This window comes from Roseomonas sp. E05, from assembly GCF_030063475.1.
Lineage (GTDB): Bacteria > Pseudomonadota > Alphaproteobacteria > Acetobacterales > Acetobacteraceae > Pseudoroseomonas.
In genome coordinates this window covers 69474-94486 of the sequence record NZ_JASIRT010000002.1, presented here as the reverse complement: position 1 = coordinate 94486, position 25013 = coordinate 69474, and the positions used below count along the sequence as shown (strand labels likewise).

The 25013-nt window shown below is 71.6% G+C and carries 21 protein-coding genes; 10 read left to right on the top strand and 11 right to left on the bottom strand.

Translation table 11 applies throughout. The annotated features are described in order from the left end of the window. Nucleotides 1–134: 134 nt before the first annotated feature. The gene (locus QMO56_RS02855) at nucleotides 135–1064 is read right to left on the bottom strand and encodes a mitochondrial fission ELM1 family protein (protein WP_283523524.1); all 930 of its coding nucleotides are present in this window, start codon (nucleotides 1062–1064) and stop codon (nucleotides 135–137) included. A gap of 51 nt (nucleotides 1065–1115) precedes the next feature. On the opposite strand from QMO56_RS02855, the gene QMO56_RS02850 reads away from it, so the two are divergent. The 5 genes from QMO56_RS02850 (at nucleotide 1116) to QMO56_RS02830 (ending at nucleotide 6807) form a co-directional block, all read left to right on the top strand. Further along, the gene (locus QMO56_RS02850; RefSeq protein ID WP_283523523.1) at nucleotides 1116–1841 is read left to right on the top strand and encodes an orotate phosphoribosyltransferase; all 726 of its coding nucleotides are present in this window, start codon (nucleotides 1116–1118) and stop codon (nucleotides 1839–1841) included. 149 nt (nucleotides 1842–1990) lie between these two features. Then, a complete protein-coding gene (locus tag QMO56_RS02845; RefSeq protein WP_283523522.1) occupies nucleotides 1991–3334 on the top strand; it encodes an Nramp family divalent metal transporter in 1344 nt (447 codons plus the stop codon). 64 nt (nucleotides 3335–3398) lie between these two features. Beyond that, nucleotides 3399–5060 (top strand): peptide ABC transporter substrate-binding protein, encoded by a 1662-nt coding sequence (locus QMO56_RS02840; RefSeq protein WP_283523521.1) that lies wholly within the window; start codon nucleotides 3399–3401, stop codon nucleotides 5058–5060. Beyond that, entirely contained in the window at nucleotides 5045–5989 is a 945-nt protein-coding gene (locus QMO56_RS02835; RefSeq protein ID WP_283523520.1) for an ABC transporter permease, read from the top strand. Before QMO56_RS02840 ends, QMO56_RS02835 begins: the two co-directional genes overlap by 16 nt. Further along, a complete protein-coding gene (locus QMO56_RS02830) occupies nucleotides 5986–6807 on the top strand; it encodes an ABC transporter permease (protein ID WP_283523519.1) in 822 nt (273 codons plus the stop codon). Before QMO56_RS02835 ends, QMO56_RS02830 begins: the two co-directional genes overlap by 4 nt. Nucleotides 6808–6816: 9 nt before the next feature. Here the strand turns inward: QMO56_RS02830 and QMO56_RS02825 are convergent, their stop codons facing one another. Next, on the bottom strand, nucleotides 6817–7482 hold the full coding sequence (locus tag QMO56_RS02825) for an IclR family transcriptional regulator (protein ID WP_283523518.1): 666 nt from the start codon (nucleotides 7480–7482) through the stop codon (nucleotides 6817–6819). Nucleotides 7483–7537: 55 nt separating this feature from the next. Here QMO56_RS02825 and QMO56_RS02820 point away from each other — a divergent pair, with 55 nt between their 5' ends. Genes QMO56_RS02820 through QMO56_RS02810 form a run of 3 tightly spaced genes read left to right on the top strand, consistent with a single transcriptional unit; the run spans nucleotide 7538 to nucleotide 10524 of the window. Then, a complete protein-coding gene (locus QMO56_RS02820) occupies nucleotides 7538–8740 on the top strand; it encodes a CaiB/BaiF CoA-transferase family protein (RefSeq protein WP_283523517.1) in 1203 nt (400 codons plus the stop codon). After that, the gene (locus QMO56_RS02815) at nucleotides 8737–9678 is read left to right on the top strand and encodes a hydroxymethylglutaryl-CoA lyase (protein WP_283523516.1); all 942 of its coding nucleotides are present in this window, start codon (nucleotides 8737–8739) and stop codon (nucleotides 9676–9678) included. The genes QMO56_RS02820 and QMO56_RS02815 overlap by 4 nt, the downstream gene beginning before the upstream one ends. Nucleotides 9679–9735: 57 nt before the next feature. Next, on the top strand, nucleotides 9736–10524 hold the full coding sequence (locus QMO56_RS02810; RefSeq protein WP_283523515.1) for a tetratricopeptide repeat protein: 789 nt from the start codon (nucleotides 9736–9738) through the stop codon (nucleotides 10522–10524). 31 nt (nucleotides 10525–10555) lie between these two features. Here the strand turns inward: QMO56_RS02810 and QMO56_RS02805 are convergent, their stop codons facing one another. From QMO56_RS02805 to cydD, 3 genes are all read right to left on the bottom strand, one after another. Then, nucleotides 10556–11152 (bottom strand): YidB family protein, encoded by a 597-nt coding sequence (locus QMO56_RS02805; protein ID WP_283523514.1) that lies wholly within the window; start codon nucleotides 11150–11152, stop codon nucleotides 10556–10558. An 82-nt stretch (nucleotides 11153–11234) separates the two neighbouring features. Then, nucleotides 11235–12899 carry a thiol reductant ABC exporter subunit CydC gene (gene cydC, locus QMO56_RS02800; RefSeq protein WP_283523513.1) on the bottom strand — a complete coding sequence of 555 codons (1665 nt, stop codon included), beginning with the start codon at nucleotides 12897–12899 and terminating at the stop codon, nucleotides 11235–11237. Next, nucleotides 12896–14578, bottom strand: a complete 1683-nt coding sequence (cydD, locus tag QMO56_RS02795) for a thiol reductant ABC exporter subunit CydD (RefSeq protein WP_283523512.1) — start codon at nucleotides 14576–14578, stop codon at nucleotides 12896–12898. The genes cydC and cydD overlap by 4 nt, the downstream gene beginning before the upstream one ends. 99 nt (nucleotides 14579–14677) lie before the next feature. Between cydD and QMO56_RS02790 the strand changes: the two genes are divergently transcribed. Then, nucleotides 14678–15565: a polysaccharide deacetylase family protein gene (locus tag QMO56_RS02790; protein WP_283523511.1), complete on the top strand. Its 888-nt coding sequence runs from the start codon at nucleotides 14678–14680 to the stop codon at nucleotides 15563–15565. A gap of 13 nt (nucleotides 15566–15578) precedes the next feature. On the opposite strand, the gene QMO56_RS02785 is transcribed toward QMO56_RS02790, so the two are convergent. From QMO56_RS02785 to QMO56_RS02770, 4 genes are all read right to left on the bottom strand, one after another. After that, nucleotides 15579–16247, bottom strand: coding sequence for a glutathione S-transferase family protein (locus tag QMO56_RS02785; RefSeq protein ID WP_283523510.1), 669 nt, complete (start codon nucleotides 16245–16247; stop codon nucleotides 15579–15581). 137 nt (nucleotides 16248–16384) lie between these two features. Beyond that, nucleotides 16385–20926, bottom strand: a complete 4542-nt coding sequence (gene gltB, locus QMO56_RS02780) for a glutamate synthase large subunit (RefSeq protein WP_283523509.1) — start codon at nucleotides 20924–20926, stop codon at nucleotides 16385–16387. Between the two features lie 5 nt (nucleotides 20927–20931). Beyond that, nucleotides 20932–22374, bottom strand: a complete 1443-nt coding sequence (locus QMO56_RS02775; RefSeq protein WP_283523508.1) for an NAD(P)-dependent oxidoreductase — start codon at nucleotides 22372–22374, stop codon at nucleotides 20932–20934. Between the two features lie 237 nt (nucleotides 22375–22611). After that, entirely contained in the window at nucleotides 22612–23565 is a 954-nt protein-coding gene (locus tag QMO56_RS02770) for a complex I NDUFA9 subunit family protein (protein WP_283523507.1), read from the bottom strand. 172 nt (nucleotides 23566–23737) lie between these two features. Between QMO56_RS02770 and QMO56_RS02765 the strand changes: the two genes are divergently transcribed. Next, a complete protein-coding gene (locus QMO56_RS02765; protein ID WP_283523506.1) occupies nucleotides 23738–24301 on the top strand; it encodes a DUF1013 domain-containing protein in 564 nt (187 codons plus the stop codon). Nucleotides 24302–24367: 66 nt separating this feature from the next. Here the strand turns inward: QMO56_RS02765 and QMO56_RS02760 are convergent, their stop codons facing one another. Further along, nucleotides 24368–24622: a DUF3126 family protein gene (locus tag QMO56_RS02760; RefSeq protein ID WP_283523505.1), complete on the bottom strand. Its 255-nt coding sequence runs from the start codon at nucleotides 24620–24622 to the stop codon at nucleotides 24368–24370. A 197-nt stretch (nucleotides 24623–24819) separates the two neighbouring features. Further along, nucleotides 24820–24990: a YdcH family protein gene (locus tag QMO56_RS02755; protein ID WP_283523504.1), complete on the bottom strand. Its 171-nt coding sequence runs from the start codon at nucleotides 24988–24990 to the stop codon at nucleotides 24820–24822. Nucleotides 24991–25013 lie beyond the last annotated feature (23 nt).

Here is a 25013-nt window from a genome sequence, read left to right as displayed (position 1 = left end):
CAAGCAGGTCGGGGGAATGAATTCCCCCGAACCCCCTTCTTTTTTCTGCCGGTTGGCGGCGGGGCCCGCCACCCGCGCGGGAAACGAGAAGAAGGAAGATGGGGGGGCCGGGGAATTCCTTCTCCCGGGCTTTTTCACACCCATCCGCGCGAACGGATCTCCCGCGCGACGCGCGCCGGCTCATCCAGCGGCGCGCGCGCGAAAAGCGCGGGGGCGACGAAGGGCCGCGCCTGCCCGGCGGCGTAGAGGCTGCGCCAAAGCCGCCGGTGGCGCGGCGCCTCGGTGGTTTCGGCGATGAACAGCGGCGCCGCCGTGGCCAGGGCCTCGCTGAGCATGGAGACGGAGTCGCCCGTGACGACCACCGCATCCGCCCAGGCCAGGAAGCCGGCATAGGGGTTCGGCCCCGCATCCCCCCAGCCGAAGAGGCGGTGCGGCACGCCTTGCAGCACCGTCGCCACGGCCTCCCGCGCGCCGGCTCCGGTGCGGCGGGAGGTGCTGGCCAGCACACTGCCGCCGAAACCAGCGGCCTGCCGGGCCAGTTCAGCGGCAACCGCCGGCTCCATCCCCTCCCCGCGCACCTGGCCGCCCAGCAGCAGCGCCACGCGGGGGCTGGGCAGCGCCGCGAGTCCGGCCCATTCGGCGCGCGCCGCCGCCAGCCGCTCCGGACTCATGCGGTGCGTGGCGCCGAGGATCGGCAGGATGCCCGGCACCGCCGCCGGCGCATCGTGCTGGCCGATCACCAGCAGGTCGAAGCCCTTCGCGCCGAGCCCAGGCCGCATGGCATGCACCGCGCGCGCCCCGCGCTGCCGCAGCCAGCGTGCCACCGGGGCGGAGCGGCGCCCTGCGGAAAGCACCAGCCGCGGCCAGGGCGGCGTGAGCTGCGCCTGCGCCTCGGGGGTCAGCCCGGCCAGGGTCGGCCAGGGCCAGGGTATTCTCGCCAGGCCGCTCCAGGCCAGCGGGACCGTGCGGAACGGCACCTCCAGCCGCTCGGCGATGCCCAGCGCCTGCGCGGCGGTGCCGGCGCGCGGATCGGCCAGCACCCAGACCTTGCTCTCATCCGTCATGGACGCGCCGCCCCGCGAGGGTTACGAACCGCCCCAAAAGGAGCTTCCGCCATGCCCTCGACGCACGCTTCCGACTGGGATCGCGACGCCGCGCTGACCACCGCCCGCATCCTCCTGGAAATCAAGGCCGTCAACTTCCGGCCGGAGGAGCCTTACACCTTCACCTCGGGCTGGAAGAGCCCCGTCTACATCGACTGTCGCAAGATCATCTTCTTCCCGCGTGCCCGCAACCGTATCTGCGAGCTCGCGGTGGAGAAGATCGGCCGCCACATCGGCTACGAGACGATCGAGGCGATCGCCGGCGGCGAGACGGCCGGCATTCCCTACGCCGCCTGGATCGCCGACCGCATGATGGCGCCGATGTCCTATGTCCGGAAGAAGCCGAAGGGCTTCGGCCGCAACGCGCAGATCGAGGGCGACGTGCCCGAGGGCAAGCGCACCCTGCTGGTGGAGGACCTGACCACCGATGGCGGCAGCAAGATCCGCTTCGCCCAGGCCCTGCGCGATGCCGGCGCCATCTGCGACGACACCTTCGTGGTCTTCTACTACGGCGTCTTCCCCGGCGGACAGGACAAGCTGAAGGCGATGAACCTGAACCTGCTGCATCTCGCCACCTGGTGGGACGTGCTGGAGGTCTGCCGCGAGCGCCCCTACTTCTCCGAAGCCGCCCTCAAGGAAGTGCGGAAGTTCCTGGAGGACCCGGTCAGCTGGAGCCGTGAGCGCGGCGGCGTCGGCAGCCTGGAGGAAGCCGAACAGTACAAGGCCAGCGCCGGCTAAGCGCGGCCGCGCACCGGCACGGACTATTCCGAGGGCGGCGCTCCTCCGCGCCAGGCGCGGCGGGGCGCTGCCTTTTTCGGTTGGGGCGGATTCCCCCTTGAATGTAGCCAAGGCTACAGGTTTCATGGCGGGCAAGAGAAGGATGCCCGATGAACGACTGCTCCGTTGAAGCCGGCACCGCTCGCGCCCGGACTGCCGACCACCTCCCGCCGAGCCTGGCCGAGATCCACCAGAGCGTCGCCGTGCCACGCGGCGGGCACTGGCTGCGCCGCCTGCTGGCCTTCGTCGGCCCCGGCTACCTCATCGCGGTCGGCTACATGGATCCGGGCAACTGGGCGACCGCCATCGCCGGCGGCTCGGCCTTCGGCTACAAGCTGCTGGTCGTTGCCCTGCTCTCCTCGCTGATCGCCATGCTGCTGCAGGCGATCTGCGCGCGCATCGGCATCGCCACCGGGCGCGACCTCGCCCAGCTCTGCCGCGAGCGCTTCCCCCGCAGCGCCGCCATCCCGCTCTGGCTCCTGGCCGAGGCGGCGATCGTCGCCACCGACCTTGCCGAGGTGATCGGCACCGCCATCGCCCTGCAACTGCTGTTCGGCCTGCCGCTGCTGGAGGGCGTGTTGCTGACGGTGCTCGACGCCTTCCTGATCCTGTGGCTGCAGCACAAAGGCATCCGCTGGCTGGAGGCCTTCGTCATCGGGCTGATCGCGCTGATCGCCGGCTGCTTCCTGGCGCAAGTGGTGCTGGCCGATCCGGCCTGGGGCGAGGTGCTGCGCGGCTATCTCCCCTCCACCTCCATCGTCACCAACCCGACGGAGCTTTACCTGGCGCTCGGCATCCTTGGCGCCACGGTGATGCCGCACAACCTCTATTTGCACACCGCCCTCGTGCAGTCCCGCGCCACGCGACAGGACGAGGCGGGCAAGCGCGAGGCGATCCGCTTCGCCAGCATCGACAGCAGCGTGGCGCTGGTGCTGGCGCTGCTGATCAACTCCGCCATCCTGATCACCGCCGCCGCCGCCTTCCATGTGCGCGGGCAGACCGAGGTGGCCGAGATCGGCCAGGCGCATGCCCTGCTGGCGCCGCTGCTCGGTGCCGCGGCGCCCATCCTCTTCGCCGTCTCGCTGCTGGCCTGCGGACTGAACAGCACCGTCACCGCCACCATCGCCGGCCAGGTGGTGATGGAGGGCTTCATCCGACTCCGGCTGCGGCCGGTGGTGCGCCGGCTGGTGACGCGGCTGATCGCCGTGGTGCCGGCGGTGCTGGTCACCTGGTTCTACGGCGAGAGCGGCACGGCGGAGCTGCTGGTGCTGTCGCAGGTGGTCCTCTCGCTGCAACTGCCCTTCGCCGCCATTCCGCTGATGATCTTCGCCGGCGACCGGCAGCGCCTCGGGGCGCTGGTCACGCCCAACTGGCAGCTGGTGACCGGCTGGGCGGCCTCGCTGGTGATCGTCGGGCTGAACCTGTGGATGCTCGGCAGCCTGCTCCTCGAATGAGGCGGGGCGCGCCGGTGCCGCATTTGCCCTACCGCGCGGGCGCGCCCGGCGGCATCATCGCCGGATGCTGCGCCGCTCCCTCCTCATCGCCCTCGCCGCCATCCCGCTTGCCGCGCCCGTCCAGGCGCAGGGAGCGCATGAAAGCCTGACCATCGGCCTCAGCCAGTATCCGGCGAACTTCCACCCCAACATCGAGAACATGGCGGCCAAGGCCTATATCGAGGGCTTCGCGCTGCACCCCGTCACCGCCTATGGCGCGGACTGGAAGCTCGCCTGCATCGGCTGCGAGCGCCTGCCCAGCCTGGAGAACGGCGACGCCGTGCTGGAGCGGACGCCGGACGGCAAGCCGGGCATCCGCATCACCTGGCGGCTCCGCAGGGACTGGACATGGGGCGACGGCACCCCCGTCACCGCCGAGGACCTGCGCTTCGCCTGGGAGGCCGGCCGCGCCTTCGAGACCGGCTTCGGCCCCGCCGAGTTCTACCGCTCGGCCTACGAGTTCCTGAGCGACGACCCGCACCGTTTCACCCTGCGCTTCGACAAGGTGACCTTCGACTATGCCAGCCTCGGCCAGTTCCAGCCGCTGCCGGCGCGCATCGAACGGCCGCGCTGGGAGGCCGACCGCGCCAACTACCGCACCCGCTCGGCTTACGAGACGGAAACCACCAACCCGGCGCTGTGGAACGGGCCCTACCGCGTCAGCGCCGTGCAGCCCGGCGCCGGGGTGACGCTGGAGCGCAATGCGCACTGGTCCGGCCCCGCGCCGGCCTTCAACCGCATCCAGGTGCGGGCGGTGGAGAACACGGCGGCGCTGGAGGCGCAGCTTCTCGCCGGGCAGCTCGACATGGTCGCCGGCGAGCTGGGCCTGCCGCTGGAGCAGGCCATCGCCCTGCAACGCCGCACTGGCGACCGCTTCCGCTTCGATTTCGTCCCCGGCCTGACCTACGAGCATATCGACCTGATGCTCGGCAATCCGGTCCTCGCCGACCGGCGCGTGCGGCAGGCGCTGCTGCTGACGGCCGACCGGGCGCAGATCGTGGCGCGGCTCTATGAGGGGCGGCAGGAGGTGGCGGCAGGCGGCGTGCACCCGCGCGACGTCATGTACGACCCGGACACGCCGAAATACCCCTTCGACCCCGCTCGCGCCGCGAGGCTCCTCGACGAGGCCGGCTGGCGCCCGGGACCGGATGGCATCCGCCGCAACGCCGCCGGCGAGAAGCTCTCGCTGGAGTTCATGACCACCGCCGGCAACCGCGCACGCGAGCAGGTGCAGCAGATCCTGGCGGGCATGTGGCGGGCGGTGGGCATCGAGGCGCGCATCCGCAACGAGCCGCCGCGGGTCTTCTTCAGCGAGACGGTGACGAGGCGCCGCTTCACCGGCCTGGCGATGTTCGCCTGGGTCAGCAGCCCGGAGAACGTGCCGCGTTCCACCTTCCATTCCGAGGAGATCCCGCGCCTGGAGCGCAACTGGTCCGGCCAGAACTACACCGGCTACAGCAACCCGGAGGTGGACCGGCTGATCGAGGAGATCCCCGTCACGCTGGACGCGGAGAAGCGCAGGCCGCTCTGGTTCGACCTCCAGCGGCGCATCGCCGAGGACCTGCCGGTGCTGCCGCTCTGGCACCGTTCGGACGCGCATATCTGGCCGCGCTGGCTGGAGGGCGTGACGCCCACCGGCCACCAGAACTATTCCTCGCTCTGGGTGACGGAATGGCGGGCGCGCTGAGGCTGGCCGCGCTGCGGCTGCCGCAGATCGCGCTGACCCTGCTGCTGCTCTCGCTGGCCGCCTGGCTCGCCATCGGCCTGATGCCGGGTGACCCGGTCTCGCTCGCCCTCTTCTCCGACCCGCGCCTGACGCCGGAGGACATCGCCCGGCTGCGCGCGCTGCATGGGCTCGACCAGCCGCTGCTGGAACGCTACCTCGCCTGGGGCGCCGGCCTGCTGCGCGGCGAGTTCGGCTATTCCCGCCTTTTCGCCCAGCCGGTGACGGCGGTGCTCTGGCCGGCCCTGCGCTCCACCCTTGCGCTGGTCGGCTCGGCGGTGGTGCTGGCGGCGGCGATCGGCGTCGCGCTCGGCGCGCTGGCGGCGCTGAAGCCGCGCGCGGCCCCGCTGGTGGATGCCGCCACGCTGCTGGCCCAGGCGGTGCCCTCCTTCTGGCTTGGCATCCTGCTGATCATCCTCTTCGCCGTGCGGCTGGGCTGGCTGCCGGCGGGCGGTGCGCCGGAGCCGGGCGGTTCCGCCCTGCCCTTCCTGGTGCTGCCGGTGACGACCATCGCCTTCGGCCAGATGGCGGCCTATGCGCGCCACGCCACCGCCGCCCTCACCGCCGAGCTGGCGCGGCCGCACATCACCAGCGCCCGCGCGCGCGGCGGGTCGGAGCCGCGGGTGCTCTGGCGCCACGCTTTGCCCAATGCCGCCGTGCCGCTGCTGACCTTGCTGGCGCTGGATGCCGGCAGCCTGGTCTCCGGCGCATTGGTGACGGAGACGGTCTTCGCCCGCCCCGGCATGGGCAAGCTGCTCTACGACGCCGTCATGGGCAATGACTACAACCTGGCCCTGCTGGCACTGCTGCTGGTGGCGCTGGTGACCATGCTGGCCACCCTCGCCGCCGACCTCGCCCAGCGCTGGCTCGACCCCCGGCTGGGCGAGCGATGACCCGGCTGCGCCTCGGGCTGATCCTGCTCGGCCTGCTGGCGGTGGCGGCGCTGCTGGCACCCTTCGCCGCCGGCTGGCTGGGCAAGGACCCCTTCGCCCCGGACCTTTTCGCCCGCTATGCGCCGCCCTCGCCCGGCTTCCCGCTCGGTGCCGACGAGCTGGGGCGCGACCTGTTCACCCGGCTCCTCTATGGCGCGCGCATCTCGCTCGGCGTCGGGCTGGCGACGGCGCTCGCCGCCTCCGTTCTTGGCACGGCCGTCGGCCTCGTGGCGGCCTGGCGCGGCGGCTGGGTGGATGCCGTGCTGATGCGCCTTGCCGATGGGCTGCTCGCCCTGCCCGCCCTGCCCATCCTGGTGCTGCTGGCGGCCATGGACCCCGCGAAGCTCGGCCTGCCGCGTGGCGAGGCCGCCACGGACATGCTGCGCATCGTCACCATCCTCGTGCTGTTCGGCTGGGTCGGCGTGGCGCGGCTGGCGCGGGCGGGGGCGCTCACCATCCTGGCCAGCGACTATGTGCGGGCGGCACGGGCGCTGGGCGTGACGGAGACACGCCTTTTGTGGCGCCACGTTTTGCCGGGGCTGGCGGCGCCGGTGGCGGTGGCCTCCGCACTGGCGGTGGCCGGCGCCATCCTGGCCGAAAGCGTGCTGAGCTTCCTCGGGCTCGGCATCCAGCCGCCGACACCCTCCTGGGGCAACATGCTGGCCAATGCGCAGGAGGCGGTCTTCGCCGCGCCGCTGGCCGCGCTCTGGCCGGGGCTGGCGATCCTGCTGGCCATCGCCGGCTGCACCCTGGTGGCGGACGGCGTCTCCCGCTCCTGAGCGGGCGCCTCAGCCGCCGAGCAGGCGGGAGAGCTGCGCCGCCTCGCGCTCCAGCGTCGCCGCCAGGACCTGCTGCCGGACGATGTCGCCGAAGCGCGTCGCCGTGCCGGAGAGGCAGAGCGCGCCGAGCAGCGCGCCGCCCGCGCCCCGCACCGGCGCGGCGATGGCGGCCAGCTCCGGGTCCCGCTCGCCGATGCTGACGGAGAGCCCGGCGCCGCGCAGGACATGGCCGGCGGCGCCGCGATCCAGCGGCAGCAGGCTGCCGGGTAGGAGATGGTCGCGCACGGCATGGTGCCCCTCCTCGCGCAACAGGCAGAGGCGGGCATTTCCCTCGCGGATATAGAAGCTGGCGCTTTCCCCGGTCTCCGCCGCCAGCCGCCGCAGCACGGAGGGCACCATCTCGCGGAGTGGCTCCCTGCCCTGCCCGGCCTGCAGGCCCAGGCTGATCAGCGCGGGACCCAGCCGCCAGCGCGCCTCCGGCCCCGGCCGCACCAGCATCCGCGCCCGCTCGAGCGAAGCGATCAGCCGCAGCAGCGTGCTCTTGTAGAGGCCGGTGCGGCGGGACAGCTCGGCCAGGGTGAGCGCGCCCTCCCCCGGCGCGAAGGCGAAGAGGATGGAGAGTGCGCGATCCACCGCGCCGACGCCCTCGACCGGCGCTTCCGGCTTGACCGCCATGCCCCAGAGTTCCATGCTGAAAACAGAACGCCATTCTGTCCAACGGAACGCTGCCGTGTCAACCAACACCCTCCCCCTCGCCGGCCTGCGCGTGCTGGACTTCGGCCACACCGTCATGGGCCCCTCCTGCGGGGTGGTGCTGGCCGATCTGGGCGCCGAGGTCATCCGCATCGAGCCGCCGCAGGGCGACCGCACGCGAAAGCTGGGCGGCTTCGGCACCGGCTTCTTCGCCACCTACAACCGCAACAAGAGCAGCCTGGCGCTGGACCTGAAAGACCCGCGCGGCAAGGCCATCCTGGAGAAGCTGGTCGCCACCGCCGACGTGCTGGTGGAGAACTTCGCGCCGGACACCATGGAGCGGCTCGGCCTGGGCTGGGAGCAGTTGCGGGCGATCAACCCGCGCCTCGTCTACTGCGCACTGAAGGGCTACCTGCCCGGCCCCTACGAGAAGCTGCCGGCGCTCGACGAGGTGGTGCAGATGCAGGGCGGCCTGGCCTACATGACCGGCCTGCCCGGCCGGCCGATGCGCGCCGGCACCTCGGTGGTGGACATCATGGGCGGCGTCTTCGGCGTGGTCGGCATCCTGGCGGCGCTGCGCCAGCGGGAGCAGACCGGCCAGGGCCAGAAGGTGCAGGCCTCGCTCTTCGAGAGCGTGGCCTTCATGGTCGGCCAGCACATGGCGGCCGGCGCCATCGCCGGCGAGCGCGTGCCGCCGATGACCGCGCGCCGCATCACCTGGGCGATCTACGACGTGTTCCAGGCGCAGGACGGGCAGGTCTTTGTCGGCATCACCAGCGACCAGCACTGGCAGCGTCTGTGCCAGCATTTCGGCCTGGACGAGCTGGGCGCCGATCCCGGCCTCGCCAGCAATGGCCAGCGCGTCGCCGGGCGGGACCGCATCATGCCCGTGCTGGAGAAGCTGATCGCCGGATGGCCGGTGGAGGAAGTGCTGCGCCGTTGCCGCGCCGCCTTCATCCCCTGCGCCCCGGTGGCGCATCCCGAGGACCTGTTCACCGATCCCCATCTGCTCGCCAGCGGCGTCATGGGCGAGACGGCGCTCACCGACACGGTGCGCGCGCCCCTGCCGATGACGCCGCTGCATTTCGAGGGCACGCCGCTCACCTTGCGCCGCCAGCCGCCGCATGTCGGCGAGGGCGGTGCCGCCGTGCTCGCCAGCCTCGGCCTCTCAGCGGAGGAGCAGGCGGCGCTGCGCCGGGATGGCATCCTCACCCTGCCCGAGACGGAGGTCGAAGCATGAGCCTGCCCAGCCGCATCGAGATCCGCGAGGAAGGCCCGCGCGAGGGCTTCCAGTTCGAGAAGGGCGAAATTCCCACCGCCCGCAAGCTCGAACTCATCCACGCCCTGGCCGAGACCGGGCTGAAGCGCATCCAGACGGTCTCCTTCGTCGATCCGCGCCGGGTGCCGGGCATGGCGGATGCCGAGGCCGTCTGCGCCGGGCTGAAGCCGCCGCCAGGGGTGACCTTCGGCGCGCTCTGGCTCAACGCCAAGGGCTTCCTGCGCGCCCTGGTGGCGCCGAACCTGACGCTGGATGGCAGTGTCTCGGTCTCCGCCTCGGAACTCTTCGGCAAGCGCAACCAGAACCGCGACCGCGAGCAGGACCTGGCCGCCGCCGCAGCGCTGATGGCGCTCTATGCCGAGCACCGCATCCCCTTTGCCCGCGCCACGATCATGGCGGCCTTCGGCTGCAACTTCCAGGGTGAGGTGCCCATCAGCGCGGTGCTGGACCGCATCGCGGCGATCCTCTCCCTCGCCGGTGGCGCCGGGCTGGAGCGGCCGGTGATCTCGCTGGCCGACACCATGGCCTGGGCGACGCCGCTCACCATCCAGCGGGTGGTGGGCGCGGTGCGGGACAAGTGGCCGGACCTCGAACTCTCCCTGCACCTGCACGACACGCGCGGCATGGCCATGGTGAACGCCTGGGAGGGCATGCGCATGGGCGTCGCCCGCTTCGACGCCGCCATCGCGGGTCTGGGCGGCTGTCCCTTCGCCAGGCATGCCGGCGCCGCCGGGAACCTCTGTACCGAGGATCTCGCCCTGCTCTGCGCCGAATGCGGCGTGGAGACCGGGCTCGACCTCGACCGGCTGATCGAGGCCGGACGGCTGGCCGAGGCGGTGGTGGGCCATCCCTTGCCCGGCCGTGTGAAGCAGGGCGGCCGGCTGGTGGCGCACGGATAGGCGCTTCTCGTCTCGGGAGGGATTGTTGCAAACGGTTCTTAGTTGCATAACCGGCGCATGCTCCGCCGCCGCTCCGCCCGCCCCGCCCCGCCGCCGCCAGTTCCTCTCGCCGCCATCCGTGCCGCCAGCGCGGAGGAGCTTCAGGCGGCCTTCGCCGGGCCGCCCGAGGAGGCTGCGCGCTGGATCGCCGCCGCCGCCCGCGCCGGGCTGATCCGGGCGCAGCTCCTCTATGGCCAGATCCTGCTGGAGGGGCGCGGCGTGCCGGTGGATCGCGCCGCCGCCTTCGCCTGGTTCCGCACCGCCACCGAGGCCGGCAGCCTGGAAGGGCTGAACATGACCGGGCGATGCCACGAGCTGGGCTGGGGCGTGCCGGTGGACCTGCCCCGCGCCGCCGCTCTCTACCGTGAGGCCGCGGAAAAGGGGCTGGACTGGGCGCAGTACAACCTCGCCACCCTGCTCGCCCGCGGCGCCGGCGTGGCGCAGGACCGCGCCGAGGCGCTGCGCTGGTTCCGCCGCGCCGCCGCGCAAGGGCATGCCAAGTCGCTGACCGTGCTGGGCCGCTTCCTGGAGGAAGGCTGGGAAGGTCCGCCCGACCGGCAGGCGGCCTTCGCGCTCTATGCCCGCGCCGCCGAGGCGGGCGACTTCCGCGCGCAGTTCAACATGGGCACGCTCGCCCTGGCCGAGGGTCGCTCCGAGGCGGCGCTGCACTGGTTCCGCCAGGCGGCCGTTGCGGGCTCACCGGGCTTCCTCGGCAGCATGGCCGAGCGCCTCGCGGCGCGACCCGAGCCGGCCCTGCGCGCCCTTGCGGCGGAAATCGAGGCGCGCCTGGAAACCGCCGCCCCCTGACGCGCTCAGCCCCGGCTGGGTCTGGAGAGGATCAGCGGCGGCGCGTCGTGGAGTCGTCCCCGGCGCCGGAGGCTTGCCCTCCGCCCAGCAGGCCGCTCAGCAGGCCGCCGATCCCACCGCCGCCGATCTCCTCCTCGTGCTGTGGAACATTGCCCTGCGGCGTCGCGCGATCGACGAAATGCGGCAGGGTGCGGCTCAGCTCCTCCAGCAGGCTCTGGCGGTCCGTCCCGGCCTGCTGCGCGGCCTGGTCGAGTTCCCGCGGATCGAAATGCCGCTCCAGCTCCTGCGGAGAAACGGACCGGTTCTCCCCATGCCCGACCCAGGAATCCACCTGTGGGCCCATCCCCTGGTTCCGCAGTCCGCCGAGCAGACCCCCAAGGCCACCCAGCAGGCCGCCGCCGCCCATCGTGCTGGCCGCGCTCCCGCCGAGCAACCCACCCAGCAGGCCGCCAAGACCTCCCATGCCCGTCGAGCCGGAGGCGCTTCCCTGCGTCGCCGCGGGGCCGCCGTCCTGGCGCGCATGCTTCATCAACTGATGGGCAAGCAGCGCGATGGCCGCCATCTTGACGCCGCCCGACAGGCCGCCCGCAAGGCCGCCGCCGGAGCGCCCGGAAAACAATCCGCTCATCTGACCGTTCCCATCCGTAAGGTTCGGAGGGGGTAACGCCCCACGGCCCGCCCTGTTGCCAGGGCGGCGCGGAGCCTGCCGCTCACCCCATGGCCGGCATGGCGCGACCGCCGACCAGCCGCAGGATGCGCGTCGGCCGCTCCACCCCGAGCAGGCGGTGGGTGATCAGGATGACGCTGCGGCCCTCGGTGGCGCTTTCCAGCGTCTCCAGGAAGGCACGCTCGGCCTGCGCGTCGAGGCCGGAGGCGGGCTCGTCCAGGATCAGCACGCGCGCGGGGGAGAGCAGCGCGCGGGCCAGGGCCAGCCGCCGCCCCTGCCCGCCCGAGAAGCGGGCGCCGCCCTCGCCGCACTGCGTCTGCAGCCTTTCCGGCAGGGCGCGCACCATATCGGCCACGCCTGCCCGCTCCAGCGCCTGCCAGAGCGCCGCCTCATCGGCTTCGGGCGCGGCGATGCGCAGGTTGGCGGCGATGCTGTCGTCGAACAGCCGCGCATCCTGGGTCAGGCAGGCGATGCGGCTGCGCACGGCGTCGGCGGAAAGCGCGGCGATATCCACCCCGCCCAGGGTGATCCGCCCGGCCTGCGGCGCGGCCAGCTTCAGCAGCAGCGCGGCCAGAGTGGACTTGCCCACGCCCGAGGGGCCGAGCAGCGCCAGCCGGCCGCCCTCCGGAAGCTCGAAGTTCAGATCCTCGAAGACCGGCGCACGGTCCTCCGCCCAGGCGAAGCGCAGCCCCTCGGCTCGGATGGCATGGCCGGGCGGCAGCGCCGCCGGCTGCGCCGGTTCGGTGACCGGCGGCGGCGTGTCGGCGGCCTCGAAGAGGCGGCGCGCGCCGGCACCGGCAGCGGCCAGCGCGGTGCCGGCGCGCGGCAGACCGGAAAGCACCTCGCCGGCCGCGAGCGCCAGGAACAGGCCCATCACGGTGCCCGTGGCGGCGCCCGGCCCGCCCGCCAGGCCATAGCCCAGCGCGCCGAGCAGCGCCGCCTGGGTCAGCACCGTGCCGCTGGCGCCGCCCCAGGCAGCGCGGCGGGCCAGGGATTCCTGGGTGCGCGCGAGATCCTCGCCGGCCGAAGCAAGGCGCGCGGCGGCCCGACCCTCCGCATTGGCGGCGAGCGTATCTTCCAGGCCCAGCAGGGGGTCCACGGCCGCGGCGCGCAGGCGGCCCTGGGCTTCCGCCACCTCGGCGGCGGCGCGGGCGGCGCCAGGGGCGAGCAGCGGCGGCAGCAGCAGGGCGAGTGCCAGCGGCAGCGCGACCACCGCGGCCAATGCCGGCCCCGCGAAGCCCAGCAGCACCGCCAGCGCCAGCACCACCGCCAGGGCGGCGGCGCCCGGCACCAGGGCGCGCAGATAGAGCCCGTCCAGCGCCTCGACATCGGAGACCAGCCGGCCCAGCAGGTCGCCCGCGCGGCGGAGACCAAGGCCGGAGGGCAGCCGCTCGGCGAGGCGGCGGAAGAACCAGATGCGGGTGTCGGCCAGGGCGCGGAAGGTGGCGGCATGGGTCACCAGCCGCTCGAAGTAGCGGGCGGCGGGACGCACCAGGATCAGCGGGCGCAGCAGCAGCAGCGAGCCGACGGCGATCCCGGTCAGGGCGCCGTGGCGCAGGCCTTCGGAGACACCGCGTCCGGCCAGCGCCAGCAGCGCCACCCCGGCCAGGGCAGCGAGCATCGCCACCAGGGCGCCGGCCACCAGCCAGGTGCTGCGCGCCCGCCAAAGGCCGAGCACGCGCAGGAGGTCACGCAGCATCGCGGTCATTCGCCGGCCATCCGGGAGGTAAGGGCGCGACCATGCTCCAGCTCCAGCACGCGGGCGAAGCGGGCGCGCAGCGCCGGGGAGTGGGTGGCGATGATCGCCGTGCGGCCGGCGCAGAGGCGGCGGAGGCTGTCCAGCACCTGCGCCTCGGTACCGGGGTCGAGATGCACGGTCGGCTCGTCAAGCAGCACCAGCGGGGCGTTGCGCAGGAAGGCGCGGGCGATGGCCACGCGCTGTGCCTGCCCCCCCGACAGGCCGAAACCGCCCTCGCCCACCAGCGTATCCAGCCCGCGCGGCAGCGCGGCGGCGAAATCGCTCACCTGCGCAGCACGGGCGGCGGCCTCCACCTCGGCCTCGCTCGCCTCGGGACGCGCGAGGCGGATGTTCTCGCGGATGCTGTCGCGGAACAGGTGGGCCTTCTGGCCGACATAGGCGGTCAGGCGGCGCAGCTCGTCCGGGCGCAGGGTGGTGGCATCCCGCCCGTTCAGCGCGATGCGCCCGGCCTCCGGGCGGCGGAAGCCCATCAGCAGCCGCAGCACGGAGGACTTGCCGGAGCCGGACGGCCCCGCCAGCACCAGCGCCTCGCCGGGCGTGACGCGAAAGGAAAGGTCGGCCAGCGCCGGCCCGCGCGCCGGGTCATAGGTCAGGCTGACATGCTCGAAGGTGACGACGACGCTGGGCGGGATCTCGGCCAGTTGCAGCCCGGTCTCGGCGGGCGCAGGCCCCTGCAGCAGCGGCGCCAGCGCGGCGGCGGCGCCCTGTGCGGCCATGCGCTCGTGATAGGCGGCGGAGAAGGCCCGCAGCGGGGCGAAGAAGCCCGGCACCATCAGCAGACAGAACAGCGCCGCCTGCGGGTCGGGGTGGCCTCCCTGCAGCATGTTGCCATGCCGCCAGGCGAGGCAGCCCAGCACGGCGGCGGCGATCACCTCCAGCGACAGGCCGGAGAGGAAGGCGACGCGCAGCACCTTCATGGTGCGGCGGCGCAGCTCGTCGGCGGCGGCGCCGAGCGCCTGGGCCTCGGCCTCCTGGCGGCGGAACAGCACGAGCTGCGGCAGGCCGCGCATGCGATCGAGGAAGCGGCCGGAGAGCTGCTGCAGGGCGTCGAACTGGCGCCGGCTGGCCAGCGCGGCGCCGATGCCGGTGATGGCCATGCCGACCGGCACCAGCGCGCCGGCGACGAACAGGATGACGCCGCTCAGCGGGTCCTCGAGGGCGACGGCGATGGCGATCAGCAGCGGCCCGGCGGCGGCCAGCGCGGCGGCGGGGAGCCAGCGGGCGAAATAGCCGTCCAGCGCCTCGATACGGTCCACCACCAGCGCGGCACGCTCGCCCACCGGGCGGTCGTCAGCGGGGCCGGCGGCCAGCAGGCGGTCGAAGGCGCGGCGGCGCAGCCCGGCGCGGGCGGCGGCGCCGGCGGCGGCCTGAGCACGCTCCTGCGCAACCCCCAGCGCGATGCCCAGCAGGGCCAGCGCCGCGGCGGCGGCCAGCTCCGGCCAGCCCGACGGCCCATAGCCGAGCAAAGCGGCGAGCAGGCGCGACATGAACCAGGCCTGGGCCAGGCCGCAGGCGATCGAGGCGAGGCCGAGCAGGATGGGGCGCGACAACCGCGCGCGGCCTTCTCGGGCCGTGGCGGACAGCAGGGCGCGCGCCCGGGCCGCCTCGGCCGGCGGGGGCTTGGACATGGACACCTTCTAGCCGGTTTCGTGCCGCACGAAAACCGCAGACCGGTTCTGGCCTATGCTTTGCCTGCCGCTGGATGAGACGAGGAAAAGGCCCCCCAGATGCTGCCCAGCCATAACCGCTACGACTACCACCCCTGGCCCGAGCGGCCGCTCTATTCCTGGCGCGGTGGAGCCAAGCTGGCGGTCTATCTGGGCATCAATCTGGAGCATTTCGCCTTCGGCGAGGGGCTGGGCGCTGAGCTGGCTCCTGGCGGTCCGCAGCCCGACGTGCTGAACTACGCTTGGCGCGACTACGGCAACCGCGTCGGTGCCTGGCGGCTGATCGAGCTGCTGGATGCGCTGCGCCTGCCCGCCACGGTGCTGCTGAACAGCGCCATGTACGACCACGCACCCAGCCTGGTGGCGGCGCATCGCGCCCGCGGCGACGAGATCGCCGCCCATGGCCGCACCAACAGCGAGCGGCAGAGCACCATGGACGAGGCCACCGAGCGCGCCATGATCGCCGAGGTGACGGCGGCCATCGCCAGCGCCGAGGGGGCGCGGCCGAATGGTTGGCTTTCCCCCTGGATCGCCGAGAGCCACCACACGCCGGACCTGCTGGCCGAGGCCGGCTACCGCTACACCCTCAACTGGTGCGCCGACGACCAGCCGATCTGGCTGCGCACCCGCGCCGGGCGCCTGCTGGCCGTGCCCTACCCGCAGGAGGTCAACGACATCCCCGCCATCGCCGTCCGCAAGGACAGCGCGGAGCAGTTCGCGGCGATGATCATGGCGGATTTCGAGGAGCGCCTGCGGCAGATCCAGGACGGCCGGCCGCAGGTGATGGGCATTGCCCTGCACCCCTATCTGGTCGGCCAGCCCTACCGGCTGCGGGCATTGCGCGGCGCGCTGGAGTATATCGCGGCGCGGCAGGACCTGGTCTGGTTCGCCACCGCCGGGCAGATCGCCGAGCACGTGGCGACCATGCCGGACGGGATGGTGTCCTGAGCCGGGCTGCGCCTCAGAAGTCGAGGTCGGGGTAGTGCGGCGGCGGGTTTACGCCGCTCACCCGGTCGGCCAGCAGCGGGCGGAAGGCCGGGCGGGACTTCACCCGCGCATACCAGTCCTTGGCGGCATCGTTCAGCGACCAGTCGATGTCGCCGATGTAGTCCAGCGAGGAGAGATGCGCCGCCGCCGCCAGATCGGCCAGCGAGAGGGTGTTGCCGGCCAGCCAGATGCGCGTCTCGGCCAGCCAGCCGAGATAGTCGAGATGCGGCTTGAGGTTGGCGTAGCCGGCGCGCAGCGCGCCCGCATCCGGGTTGCCACGCCCCATCATCCGCTTCATCTGCTTCTCGTAGAGCAGGTTGCCCGTCACCTCGCGGGCGAACTTGCCGTCGAACCAGGCGACGAGGCGGCGCACCTCGGCCCGCTCGCCCAGGGTGCGGCCAAGCAGCGGCACGTCCGGGTAGGCCTCGTCGAGATACTCGCAGATGGGGTAGCTGTCGGCGAGAACGAGGCCGTTCTCCTCCACCAGCACCGGCACGGTGCAGGCTGCGTTCAGCTCAAGGAACTCCTCCCGCCGCTCCCATACGCGCTCGATCCGCAATTCGAAGGGAATGCGCTTCTCGCTCAGGACCAGGCGCACCTTGCGCGCATAGGGGGACAACGGCAGATGGTAGAGAATTCGCATTCGCGGAGAGCCGAGCCGTGACAAGGGGGGCGCTTATGGCACGGGGGGCGCTGAGCGGAAAGGCGACCGCATCAGGAACTCACAAATTGTGACAGCACGGCCCGCCCTCGCCGGGCGGGCCGCACCCTGGCCGGCGGTCACTCCGCCGCGATGGCCACCGCCTCCATCGGCTGCGGCAGGTACTTGGCATACTCCTTCGGCACGACGTGCCAGAAGCGCTCCCGCTCCGAGGCCCAGTCGTTCAGCAGCCGGGCGGCCAGGCGCGAGCCGGTCTCGGCGACGTGGCGCGCGATCAGCCGCTGCAGGAACTCCTCCCAGTGCGCGGAGCCGAGGCGGCGCCAGAGCAGCGTGTCCGGGTTCAGCCGCTGCTCGAAGGTGCCGTCCGTGTCGTAGATGAAGGCCTGGCCGCCGGTGAAGCCGGCGCCGAAATTGTCCCCCACCGGGCCGAGGATCGCCACCGCGCCGCCCGTCATGTACTCGCAGCCATTGGCGCCGCAGCCCTCCACCACCGCGGTGGCGCCGGAGTTGCGCACCGCGAAGCGCTCGCCGGCCTGCCCGGCGGCGAAGAGCTCGCCCGCCGTCGCACCGTAGAGCACGGTGTTGCCGATGATGGCGTTCTCGTTCCACACCAGCGAGGAGGAGGGCGCCGGGCGCAGCACGATGGTGCCGCCCGAGAGGCCCTTGCCGACATAGTCATTGGCGTCGCCCAGAACCTCAAGCTTGAGGCCACGCACCGCGAAGGCGCCCAGCGACTGGCCGGCCGAGCCGCGCAGCCGCACCGTCAGATGGCCCGGCTGCAGCCCGCTCATCCCGAACTTGCGGGTGATCTTGCTGCTGATCTTGGTGCCGATGGCCCGGTGCGTGTTGCGGATGTTGTAGGCGAGCTGCATCTTCTCGCCCCGCTCGAACAGCGCGCTGGCGTCGCGGATCATGTCGGCGTCCAGCGTCTCCGGCACCTCGTTGCGGCCCTCCAGGGTAGAGAAGCGCGGATAGGGGCCGGTATCGGCCTGCACCAGCAGCGGGTTCAGGTCGAGGTCGTCGAGGTCCTCCGAGCCGCGGCTGACCTGCTTCAGCAGGTCGGTGCGGCCGATCACCTCCTCGATGCGGCGGAAACCGAGGCTGGCCAGGATCTCGCGCACTTCCTCCGCCACGAAGGAGAAGAGGTTGATGACCTTCTCCGGCGTGCCCTCGAACTTCTTGCGAAGCTCCTCGTCCTGCGTGCAGACGCCGACCGGACAGGTGTTGCTGTGGCACTGCCGCACCATGATGCAGCCCATCGCCACCAGCGAGGCGGTGCCGATGCCGAACTCCTCGGCGCCGAGCATGGCGGCGATGACGACGTCGCGCCCGGTCTTGAGCCCGCCATCGGTGCGCAGCTTGATGCGGTGACGCAGCCGGTTGAGCATCAGCACCTGATGCGTCTCGGAGAGGCCCATCTCCCAGGGCAGGCCGGCATACTTGATCGAGGAGACCGGCGAGGCGCCGGTGCCGCCCGAATGGCCGGAGACCAGGATGGCATCGGCCTTCGCCTTGGCGACGCCCGCCGCGATGGTGCCGATGCCCGAGCGCGACACCAGCTTCACGCAGACCGTGGCATCCGGGTTGATCTGCTTCAGGTCGTAGATGAGCTGCGCCAGATCCTCGATCGAGTAGATGTCGTGGTGCGGCGGCGGCGAGATCAGCGTCACGCCCGGCGTGGCGTGGCGCAGCTTGGCGATGATGCCGCTGACCTTGAAGCCGGGCAGCTGCCCGCCCTCGCCGGGCTTGGCGCCCTGCGCGACCTTGATCTCGATCTCCTTGCAGTTGTTCAGGTACTCGGCGGTGACGCCGAAGCGGCCCGAGGCGATCTGCTTGATGGCGGAGTTCGGATTGTCGCCATTGGCGCGCGGCTTGGCGCGCTCCGGGTCCTCGCCGCCCTCGCCACTGTCGGAGCGGGCGCCGATGCGGTTCATGGCGATGGAGAGCGTCTCATGCGCCTCGGGCGAGAGGGCGCCGAGCGAGATGCCGGGCGCGACGAGGCGCTTGCGGATCTCGGTGATGCTCTCGACCTCCTCGATGGCGACCGGCGCACGGCCCTCGATGCGGAAGTCCAGCAGGTCGCGCAGCGCCACCGGCGGCAGGCGCCGCACCGCCTCGGAATAGCGCTTGAAGGTCTGGTAGCTGTCGCTCTCCACCGCGTTCTGCAGCAGGTGGATCAGGCTGCCGTCGAAGGCATGCGCCTCGCCGCGGCGGCGCAGCTTGTAGAGGCCGCCCACCGGCAGCACCGCCGCCTGCCCCGCCGCCGTCCAGGCCTTGCGGTGCAGCGCCAGCACCCGGCGCGCAATGCCGGAGAGGCCGATGCCGGAGATGCGCGACTGCATGCCCGGGAAGAACTCGGCCACCAGTGCGCGGGAGAGGCCGATCGCCTCGAAGTTCATGCCGCCGCGATAGGAGGAGAGCACCGAGATGCCCATCTTGGACATGATCTTCAGCAGGCCCTTGTCCACCGCCTTGCGGTAGCGCGCAATGCAGTCATGCAGCGTCAGGCTGCCGAACAGGCCGCGCCGGTGGCGGTCGGCGATGGTCTCCTGCGCCAGATAGGCGTTCACCGTGGTGGCCCCGGCGCCGATCAGCACGGCGAAGTAGTGCACGTCCACGCACTCGGCCGCGCGCACGTTCAGGCTGGTGAAGGTGCGCAGCGAGTGCTTGACGAGATGCGTGTGCACCGCGCCCACGGCCAGGATCATCGGGATGGCGGCGCGCTCGGGGCCCTGGTCCTCGTCGGTGAGGATGACATGGGCGCAGCCGGAGCGGACCCCCTCCTCCGCCTCGCGCCGGATGCGCTCCAGCGCGCGGCGCAGCCCGGCCTCGCCGTCGGCGACCGCGAAGGTGCAGTCCACCACCGCGACGGTGTCGCCCATGTATTCCCGCATCGCCGTGAACTCGGCGTTGGAGAGCACGGGGCTGTCCAGCATCAGCATGTCGCACTGGGTCGGGTCCTCGTCGAGGATGTTCCCGAGATTGCCGAGGCGCGTCTTGATGGTCATCACCCGCGTCTCGCGCAGGCTGTCGATCGGCGGGTTGGTGACCTGGCTGAAGGTCTGCCGGAAGTAGTGGTGCAGCCCACGATACTCCTTCGACAGCACGGCGATCGGCGTATCGTCGCCCATGCTGCCGATGGCCTCGGCGGCGTCCTCGGCCATCGGGTGCAGGATGGTCTCGAGGTCCTCCATGGTGAAGCCCATGGCGAGCTGGCGGCGGCGCAGCGCGTCGCCGACCAGCGCTGGGGTCTCGTCCACCTCCTGGCGCAGGATGCCGTCGATCCGCGTGGTGCGGTTCACCCAGTCGCCGAAGGAATGGCGCGCGGCCAGCATGTCCTTCAGCTCGCCATCGGCATAGAAGCGCGCCGCGTCCAGGTCCACCGCGATGCACTGGCCGGGGCCGACGCGGCCCTTCGCCATGATGTCGCTCTCCGCAACCTTCACCATGCCGGTCTCGGAGCCGACGATCAGCAGCTTGTCGGTGGTGACGGTGTAGCGGATCGGGCGCAGGCCGTTGCGGTCCAGCCCGGCGATCGCCCAGCGGCCATCGGTGGCGCAAAGGGCGGCCGGACCGTCCCAGGGCTCCATCACCGCGTTGCAGTACATGAACAGGTCGCGGTGCGCCTCAGGCATGGTGGCGTTGCTGCCGATGCTCTCGGGGATCAGCATCGCCTTGGCCATCGGCGCGTCGCGCCCGCCACGCACCAGCAGCTCGAAGACGTTGTCCAGCGTCGCGGTGTCGGAGCCGCCGGCCTGGATCACCGGCTTGATATCCTCCATGAACGGGTCGAGCAGTTCATGGGCGAGCCGCGTCTCGTGCGACTTCATCCAGTTGATGTTGCCGTTGACGGTGTTGATCTCGCCGTTGTGGGCGAGCATCCGGAAGGGCTGCGCCAGGCGCCAGGTCGGGAAGGTGTTGGTCGAGTAGCGCTGGTGGTAGATGGCGAAGCGGCTGACGAAGCGCTCGTCCAGCAGGTCCGGGTAGAAGTCCGTCAGGTTCTCCGCCAGGAACATGCCCTTGTAGATGATCGAGCGGCTGGAGAGGCTGCACAGGTACAGCTCCGCCACCTGCCCGGCCAGCGCCTGCTTCTCGATCCGCCGGCGGATGACGTAGAGGTCGCGCTCGACGATGGCGGTCTCGCGCTGCTCCGGGTCCCAGATCAGGATCTGTTCGATCTCCGGGCGCGTCGCGTTCGCCTTCTCGCCGATGCAGGCGACGTCGATCGGCACCTGGCGCCAGCCATAGATGTTGTAGCCGGCGTTCAGGATCTCGGTCTCGACGATCTGCCGGCAGCGCTCCTGCGCCGAGAGGTCGGTCTTGGGCAGAAAGACCTGCCCCACCGCGATGCGGCCCGGGCGCAGCCGGTCGCCGCCGCGCTCCACCACCTCGGCGAAGAAGTCCTGCGGGATCTCGATATGGATGCCGGCGCCGTCGCCGGTCTTGCCGTCGGCGTCCACCGCGCCGCGGTGCCAGACGGCCTTCAGCGCGTCGATGCCGGCCTGCACCACGTCTCGGCGCGGCTTGCCGTCCAGCGCGGCGACGAGGCCGACACCGCAGGCATCGTGCTCCGTCAGGTCGAGATGCGCCGCGGCCGCCAGCGCGGCGGCGTTGCGCTGGTAGCCCTCGGCGAAAGCCGTGCCGTTCTCGATGATGTCCATCGCGCTCACTCCGCGGCGAGGGCCGGCGAGGAAGCCTTCGCCAGCACGTAGGATTCGATCTGGTCGGCCACGTCGCGGCCGTCGCGGATGCCCCAGACGACCAGCGAGGCGCCGCGCACGATGTCACCGGCGGCAAAAACGCCGTCGAGCTTGGTCATCATGCTGCGGCGGTCGATGCTCAGCGTGCCCCAGCGACTGACCGTCAGGCCGGGCTCGTTGAACATCGTCGGCAGGTCCTCGGGGTCGAAGCCGAGCGCCTTGATGACGAGGTCGGCCGGCTCGCTGAAGGCGCTGCCGGGGATCGGCTCGACCTGCTGGCGGCCGGTGGCATCGGGCAGGCCGAGATGCATCTTCACCGCGCGCACACCGCTCACCTTGCCGCCCTCGCCCTCGAAGCCCTCCGGCGCCGAGAGCCAGGCAAAGCGCACGCCCTCCTCCTCCGCGTTCGAGACCTCGCGCATCGAGCCCGGCATGTTGGCCTTGTCGCGGCGGTAGAGGCAGGTGACGCTCGTGGCGCCCTGGCGGATGGCGGTGCGCACGCAATCCATCGCGGTGTCGCCGCCGCCGATCACCACCACACGCTTGCCGGCGGCGTTCAGCGTGCCATCCTCATAGGCTGGCACGGCATCGCCCAGGTTCTGCCGATTGGAGGCGGTGAGGTAGTCCAGCGCGGGCACGATGCCGGCAAGCTCGGCTCCAGGGCCGCCGAGGTCGCGCGCCTTGTAGACCCCGGTGGCGATCAGCACGGCGTCGTGCTTCGCGCGCAGCTCTTCCATGGAGATGTCGCGGCCGACCTGGCAGTTCAGCACGAACTCGATGCCGCCGGCGGCGAACTGCTCGGCCCGGCGCAGCACCACCTCCTTCTCCAGCTTGAAGTTGGGGATGCCGTAGATCATCAGCCCGCCGACGCGGTCGTAGCGGTCATAGACCGTGACCTTCCAGCCGCGCCCGCGCAGCCGCTCGGCCGCCGCGAGGCCCGCCGGGCCGGCACCGATGATGCCGACGGAATGCGCCACCTCCCGCACCGGCGAGGGCGGCTTCACCCAGCCTTTCTCCCAGGCGGTGTCGGTGATGTACTTCTCGACCGCGCCGATGGTGACGCTCTCGAAGCCCTTCTCGATGACGCAGTTGCCCTCGCAGAGCCGGTCCTGCGGGCAGACGCGGCCGCAGATCTCGGGAAAGGTGTTGGTGGCGGAGGCGATCTCGTAGGCCTCCTCCAGCCGGCCTTCCGCCGTCAGCTTCAGCCAGTCCGGGATGTTGTTGTTGAGCGGGCAGTGGATCGAGCAGAAGGGCACGCCGCATTGCGAGCAGCGGCTGGATTGCTCCGAGGCCCGCTCGGCGCTGAAGCGCTGATAGATCTCGCCGAAATCGGTCCGGCGCGTGGCCGCGGCGCGTTTGTCGGGTTGGTGTTGCGACAGGCGCACGAACTGCAGCATGCGATCGGCCATCGGCGAAGGTCCTTCGGGCAGGAAGGTCAGGCAGAAGCCGGAAAGGCAGGCGTGCGAGCAGCAGGGAGCCTGCGCAGGCGCTCTTCCTCTCCGGCGAGCGTAGGAGTGCCACACTTGCCGGAGAGGCGCGAGTCCTAAATCACCTATTATGACAGTAATACTGTCCTTTTGATGATGAACTCTCTCCAGGCGTGGAAAATCTCTGCCAAGACTCCCGACTAATAGGTCCGCATCGGTCTATCCTGCAAAGGCCCGGTTGCGGCGGCCGCCACCCCGGCGGAACCGCGCCAGATAGGCCGGCACGATCGCCTCCATCGCCTTCGGCGTCAGCCCGAGGGCAGCAAAGCCCGCGGCATCCGGCGCCACCACATTGTCCCGCCGCAGCTGGGCGAGCTGGTCGCGGGTCAGGGGCGGATTGGGCAGGTGCTCGCCGATCGCGGCCTGCAGGCGCACCAGGCCGTCCGGCATTTCCACCAGCCGCTTGTGGCGGCCAGTCACCTCCAGCACATAGGCCATCAGTTCACGGAAGGTGACGACGCGCGGCCCGCCCAGCTCATAGGTGCGGCCCTGGCTGTCGTTCCGCTGCGCCGCCGCGATGAGGGCGTCCGCCACATCGGCGACATAGACCGGCTGGAACCGGGTGGCGCCGCAGACCACCGGCATGAAGGGCATCCACTGCGCCATGGCGGCGAAGCGGTTGAAGAAGTGGTCCTCGGGCCCGAAGATGATGGACGGGCGCAGGATGGTCGCCGCCGGAAAGGCCTCCCGCAGCGCCACCTCCCCCGCCGCCTTGCTGCGCGCATAGGCGCTGGGGCTGGAAGGGTCGGCGCCGATGGCCGAGACATGCACCACCCGCGCCACGCCGCCCGCCGCCGCGGCACGGCCGATGCGACCGGGCAATTCGCCCTGCAGCCGCTGGAAGTCGCCAGGGCGCTTCTCGGACAGGATACCGATCAGGTTCACCACGAGGCAGGATTCTGCCACCGCCGCGGCGATATCGGGGTCCGAGCCGAGCCGCGCGAAATGCGGTTTGACCTGCCCGACATTCCCCTGCGTGGCCAGCGGCCGTACCGAATCCGGATTCCGGGTGACCACCCGGACCTCGTAGTCCAGCCGCGCCAGCCGCGGCACCAGGTGCTGCCCGATGAAGCCGGTTCCGCCAAAGACCGTTGCGAGACGTCGTATGGCCATGTCCAACCCCTGCTGAGTCGCCTAGACTGACGATATGGGGCGCCCCGGGCCTCGCCAAGCGTTCAGGGGTGCCGTCCCCGCTCGGGCTTTGACCCTCTTCCTCCCCCTCTCTATATGCAGAGTATCCGGGGCGGTTCGAGCGATCCGCCCGACCCGACTGGTAAGGTTTCCGATGCCACTGCCGCTGATGCCGAAGGCCACCGCCGTGTGGCTGATCGAGAAGACGTCCCTGAGCTTTGAGCAGATCGCCGATTTTGTCGGCATGCATCCGCTTGAGGTCCAGGCGATCGCCGACGGCGAGGTCGCGCAGGGGATCGTCGGCTACGACCCCGTGCAGAACGGCCAGCTGACCCGGGAGGAGATCGCCCGCTGCGAGGGGAGCCCGGACGCGCGCCTGCGCCTGCTGGAGACCACCACGCCCGCACCGAAGAGCCGGGGCCGTGGGGCGCGCTACACGCCCATTTCCAAGCGCAACGACCGGCCGGACGCGATCGCCTTCCTGTTGCGCAACTATCCCCAGCTCTCGGAGGCGCAGATCGGCAAGCTGCTCGGCACCACCAAGGACACCATTGCCAAGGTGCGCGACCGCACCCACTGGAACAGCGCCAACATCAAGCCGCGCGACCCGGTGATCCTGGGGCTGTGCAGCCAGTCCGACCTCAACGCCGCGGTCACGGCCGCCGGCGGCAACCCGGCCGCGCCGGCCGGCCTCGGCGAGGACGAGGAAGCCCTCTGAGGTTCTGGCGGGCGGCCGCTCCGGCGGCTGCCCGGTTGCGGGAAGGGGCCTTGGCCCCTCCCCGGTTCACATGCGGCGGCGGCCCGGCGCCGCGGCTGCCGCCTTGGGGGCGGGAGGCAGATCCTCTTCAAGGATCGTCAGGTGCACCGCATAGGACACCTCCCCCTCATCCGTGTCGCGGTGCACTGTGCCGATCACCTCATCCTCCACCGCCAGCTCCACCGAAAGGCCCGGCCGCGCAGGGCGCACGAGGCTGATGCGGTCGGTCCCGAAGAGGCGGCGCAGATAGGTCTGCACGCGCGCGATATCAGAGGCATCCATACGGCGCCAAAGCTCCTTCCTGGTGAATCATGGGGAAGCCGTCCCAGCCGTGCTTCCCGGCGCGGAGCGCCCTCGCGGCCTTCTGCGCGCTCCGGCGCCAGGGCGCAAATGTTTTTCACGCATGCGTGACAGCCCTCCGGAATGCGAACGCCCCCATGGCGCGAGGCCATGGGGGCGCGGGGCGGGCGCGGTGCGAATCAGCGGCCGGTGCGCAGCCTCTCCATCTCGTCCTTGACCCGCAGCTTGGCGCGTTTGAGTCGGCCGAGGGCGCCAGTATCGGGCTGCGGCCGTGCGCCTTCATTGGCGATCTGCCGCTCCAGTGTCGCATGTCGTTGCTGCAGGCTGCGCAGGCGGGGCTGTTGCATCATCGACGCGCTATCCTCCGATAGGT